At 67.7% G+C, this 4,162-nt stretch carries 6 protein-coding genes; 3 read left to right on the top strand and 3 right to left on the bottom strand.

Going from position 1 to position 4,162, the window contains the following annotated elements:
• The coding region (locus tag M7H19_RS07635) for a class I tRNA ligase family protein (protein ID WP_298178816.1) at positions 1–763 on the bottom strand (763 nt) is incomplete at its 3' end.
• 76 nt (positions 764–839) lie between these two features.
• Between M7H19_RS07635 and M7H19_RS07630 the strand changes: the two genes are divergently transcribed.
• Positions 840–2,321, top strand: coding sequence for a folylpolyglutamate synthase/dihydrofolate synthase family protein (locus M7H19_RS07630; protein ID WP_298178811.1), 1,482 nt, complete (start codon positions 840–842; stop codon positions 2,319–2,321).
• Entirely contained in the window at positions 2,318–2,767 is a 450-nt protein-coding gene (locus M7H19_RS07625; RefSeq protein ID WP_015785602.1) for a DUF4233 domain-containing protein, read from the top strand. The genes M7H19_RS07630 and M7H19_RS07625 overlap by 4 nt, the downstream gene beginning before the upstream one ends.
• Before the next feature lie 129 nt (positions 2,768–2,896).
• On the opposite strand, the gene M7H19_RS07620 is transcribed toward M7H19_RS07625, so the two are convergent.
• Together M7H19_RS07620 and M7H19_RS07615 are read right to left on the bottom strand one after the other, a co-directional pair.
• Complete coding sequence (locus M7H19_RS07620) at positions 2,897–3,133, bottom strand: hypothetical protein (RefSeq protein WP_015785603.1); 237 nt, start codon at positions 3,131–3,133, stop codon at positions 2,897–2,899.
• Positions 3,134–3,274: 141 nt separating this feature from the next.
• Positions 3,275–3,550, bottom strand: a complete 276-nt coding sequence (locus M7H19_RS07615) for a hypothetical protein (RefSeq protein WP_298178806.1) — start codon at positions 3,548–3,550, stop codon at positions 3,275–3,277.
• Positions 3,551–3,742: 192 nt separating this feature from the next.
• Here M7H19_RS07615 and ndk point away from each other — a divergent pair, with 192 nt between their 5' ends.
• On the top strand, positions 3,743–4,153 hold the full coding sequence (gene ndk, locus M7H19_RS07610) for a nucleoside-diphosphate kinase (RefSeq protein ID WP_015785605.1): 411 nt from the start codon (positions 3,743–3,745) through the stop codon (positions 4,151–4,153).
• Positions 4,154–4,162 lie beyond the last annotated feature (9 nt).

The following is a 4,162-nucleotide window of genomic DNA, read 5'->3' as shown; positions in this document are numbered from 1 at the left end:
CGTCGCCGTCGTCGCCGTGGAAGGCGAGTCGGTGCATCGCGCCCGGATACTCGCGCGCCTCCAGCTCGGCCTGGGCGACCGCGGTCTGGAAGGTGACATCCCACAGCGTCGGGGCCTCCGCCAGATAGGCCTCGCCGCGGGCAGCGTTGCGCAGGAACGCCTTCTGGGCAACGGTCTGGGCGTCATCGGAGATGGTGGTGTAGAGGGTGTCCCAGTCCACCGACAGGCCGACCCGTCGCCACAGGTCCTCAAACGCCTTCTCGTCCAGATCGGTCAGCTCATGGCACAGCGCGACGAAGTTGCGGCGGCTGATCGGCAGCGGTCGTTTCGGGTTCGGCTTGGCCGGCGGGGTGAAGTCGGGATCGTACGGGACCGTCGGATCGCATCGCACCCCGTAGTAGTTCTGGACCCGTCGCTCGGTCGGCAGTCCATTGTCGTCCCACCCCATCGGGTAGAAGACCTTCTTGCCGCGCATCCGCTGGTAGCGAGCCACCAGATCGGTGTGGGTGTAGGAGAAGATGTGGCCCACGTGGAGCGAGCCGGACACGGTCGGTGGTGGGGTGTCGATGGAGAAGACCTCGTCACGGGAGGTCGCGCCGTCGAAGGCGTAGGTCCGGTCGGTGAGCCAGCGCTGCGACCACTTCTCCTCCAGACCCTCCAGAGCGGGCCGGTCCGGTACGGCCCTCCCACCCCGGTCCACAACGTCGACCGGCCGGTGGGGCAGGGTCGTCGCGGGTGTGGGCTGGGTGCTCTGATCAGTCATGACACCGAATCCTACGCAAGGCCGGTGACAGGTTCATCTGCCGCACCAAGGGCCGGGCCACTACGATGGTCCTGACATGACTGACTTTGATCCAGAGGCACCCGGGCTTGGACTCTCCTCGGACGAGATCCTCGCGCCTCAGCTCGCGCTCAGCGCAGCTGACTCCGAAAACGATGACGTCGAGGTGCCTGATCAGGAGGTCCCCGACGCCGACCATGCAGCATTGACCGCTGCCCTGACTGCACGCTGGCCCGAACACCGGATCGGCCCGGGGACCGCACGGGTGCGGGCCCTGGTCGAACTGCTCGGCGATCCGCACCGGTGTGCGCCGGTGATCCAGCTCGCTGGCACCAATGGCAAGGGCTCCACTGCGGCCATGATCGATGCCTTGCTGCGTTCGCGCGGCCTGCGCACCGGCCGGTTCGCTTCGCCCCATGTCAGTGATGTCACCGAACGCATCAGCATCGACGGGGTGCCGATCTCCCCCGAGACCTACGTCAAGACCTACCGCGACGTCGAGCCGTTCGTGGCGATGGTCGACAACGCGACGGGGCCGAACGAGCCGGCGATGAGCAAGTTCGAGGTGCTCACCGGCATGGCGTTCGCCGCGTTCGCCGACGCGCCCGTCGAGGTGGCGGTGCTGGAGACCGGTATGGGCGGACGGTGGGACGCCACCAACATCGCCGACGCCCAGATCTCCGTGATCACGCCCATCGGCATCGATCACACCGAGTACCTCGGCGAGGACCGGCGTTCGATCGCGACGGAGAAGGCCGGGATCATCAAGCCGGGCGGCATCGCCGTGCTGGCCGAACAACCCGCCGATGCCGAACGGGCGCTGCTGGAACGTGCCGTCGAGGTGGACGCCACCGTCGCCAGGGCGGGCAGCGAGTTCGGTGTGCTCAACCGCGACATCGCCGTGGGCGGACAGTTGCTCAGCCTGCAGGGGCTCGGCGGTGTGTACGACGAGATCTTCCTGCCGTTGCACGGTCGGCACCAGGCCGACAACGCGGCGCTCGCGCTCGCCGCCGTGGAGGCGTTCTTCGGCGCGGGTAAGGAACGCCAGCTCGAAGTGGAGGTCGTACGCGAAGCGTTCGCCGCGGTGCAGACGCCGGGCAGGCTGGAGCGTGTCAAGGCCTCACCGACCGTGTTGATCGACGCCGCGCACAATCCGCACGGTGCCCTCGCATTGGCGAACACTGTGGACGAAGAGTTCGCCTTCCGGAAACTGGTCGCCGTGGTCGGGGTTTTGGGGGACAAGGACGCCACCGGGGTCCTCGAGGCTCTCGAACCCGTGGTGTCCGAGATCGTCGTCACCCAGAACTCGTCGCCGCGCGCGTTGTCCGCCGACGAACTCGCCACGCTCGCCTTGCCGATCTTCGGGGAGGAGCGGGTGACGGTGGAGCCGAGGCTCGACTCGGCCATCGATGCGGCCGTCACCCTCGTCGAACAGACCGACGATCCTGAGGAACCCCTGTCCGGTGGTGGTGTGCTCGTGACGGGTTCGGTGGTCACGGCAGGGGAGGCCCGCACGTTGTTCGGCAAGGAGCCCGCATGAGTGAGTCTGAAGCGCCTGAGACGGTCGAGACGGCTGAGGCGACATCGGTGCCGCCGCCCGCCACGGATCCGATGAAGGGTTTCCGTGGCGTGCAGGCCGGGACGCTGGTCCTCGAGGCCATCGTGGTCGGCCTCGCCCTTCCCGTGGTGGCCCAACTCGGGGACGGTTTGACGAGCCTGCAGGGCTGGACCGTGAGCGGTATCGCCGTGGGACTGCTCGTGTGCACCGGACTGCTGCGGTTCCCGTGGTCGATCTGGGTGATCCTGGCTCTCAACGTGGGACTGCTGGCCTTCGTCGTCACCCTGCCCTGGGTGGCGGTGATCGGGGTGATGTTCCTCGCGGTATGGGGCTGGCTGATGTGGCTACGCCGCGACGTCGCCCGCCGGATGGCGCGGGGATTGTTGCCGAGCCAGCAGCAGCACGCCCAAAGCGAGGGGACCCCCTGACACTTCTTCCCGGCGTGTCGGCTCAGGGTGAGTCCCCTCGACTTCGGACGAGCCCCGTGCCGGACGGCCAACAGCAGGGTGACGGTCGACCCGCCCCCCGGGAGGACAGCATGACCGCCGCTATGGCGTTCACGGGCGTGTCCGTCGGGTCTTCGGGGTGGTGACACGCACCTTGATGCCCGCGTCGAACCGAAGCTCGGCGAAGCCGGGCGGCCCCGTGATCGGGCGGGCCGGCAGGGGCGCACACGGCCCCACGATCAGCGGCAGCGTGGCGGCCGGTCGGTGCCGCCGCGCGCCCGAGGTGCCGGCGACGCTCCCATCCGGTGGCATGGTGGCTGCGGTGGCGTGTCGGAATGGAACACCCACTCGCGGTCACCTCGTTGTCGTCGGTGGCGAATCCCGATCCCGTCGAGGAAATCATCGTCCTCCGGTTTCCTTTTGGGCCGTGGCTTGTACGGCGGACGTGTCTTCGACTCCACGCGGGCCCCGGGAGCGGAGGTCTCCGGTTTACGGCGATGATTCCCGCGTCGCCTCGTCCGGGTCGTCGACGTAGGCTGCCAGTGCCTGCGGACGTTTCCGGTGGATGAATTCCGCCGAGCCGAAAACCGCCTCCCCCACGGTTTCCCCGCTCTGTTCGTACCGGCTCTTCAGACTGTGTTGTGAGGAAGTCCTTCGAGCAGGCCCGTTCGGTGATTCGGGGAGTCCGAATTCCTCGCTGGTCCGTTCGAGGACACCGCCGAGACGAACGATCCCAGCGATCTTGAGGCCGTACCCGTCAGACATGTCTTCCACCGAATCGAAGGAGCCGACGGAATCGGTGAATGAGGCTCGAAGACCAGTCACGGTGGGAAGAATCGCCGGCGTCCAAACGAGTGGGGTGCCCGGAACGCGGCGGGGCCGACCAGCTCGTTAGGCTGCGTACATCGGGGGCGGAACGATTCATTGTGTACGTGATCACCGAAGGAGTAACGCACCGTGAGTGAGCGCACGCTGGTCCTGGTCAAGCCCGACGGTGTCAAGCGCGGCCTCGTCGGCGAGGTCATCTCCCGGATCGAGCGCAAGGGGCTGCGGCTGGCCGCCATGGACCTGCGCATGGTCGAGCGTTCGGTGGCCGAGGAACATTACGCCGAGCACAAGGACAAGCCGTTCTACGGTGACCTGCTCGACTTCATCACCTCGGGGCCGGTCGTGGCCATCGCGGTGGAGGGGCCCCGTGCCGTGACCGCGTTCCGGCAGCTGGCGGGCGGCACCGACCCCGTGGAGAAGGCCACGCCGGGCACCATCCGCGGCGACTTCGCCCTGGAGACGCAGTACAACCTCGTGCACGGCTCCGACTCGCCCGAATCGGCCGAGCGTGAGCTGAAGCTGTGGTTCCCCGACCTGTGACGGTCACAT

Source organism: Saccharomonospora sp. (assembly GCF_027317685.1).
In the GTDB taxonomy this organism is placed as follows: domain Bacteria; phylum Actinomycetota; class Actinomycetes; order Mycobacteriales; family Pseudonocardiaceae; genus Saccharomonospora.
Note: the sequence above shows the minus strand (reverse complement) of the source record. Positions and strands in the feature narration are given on the sequence as shown.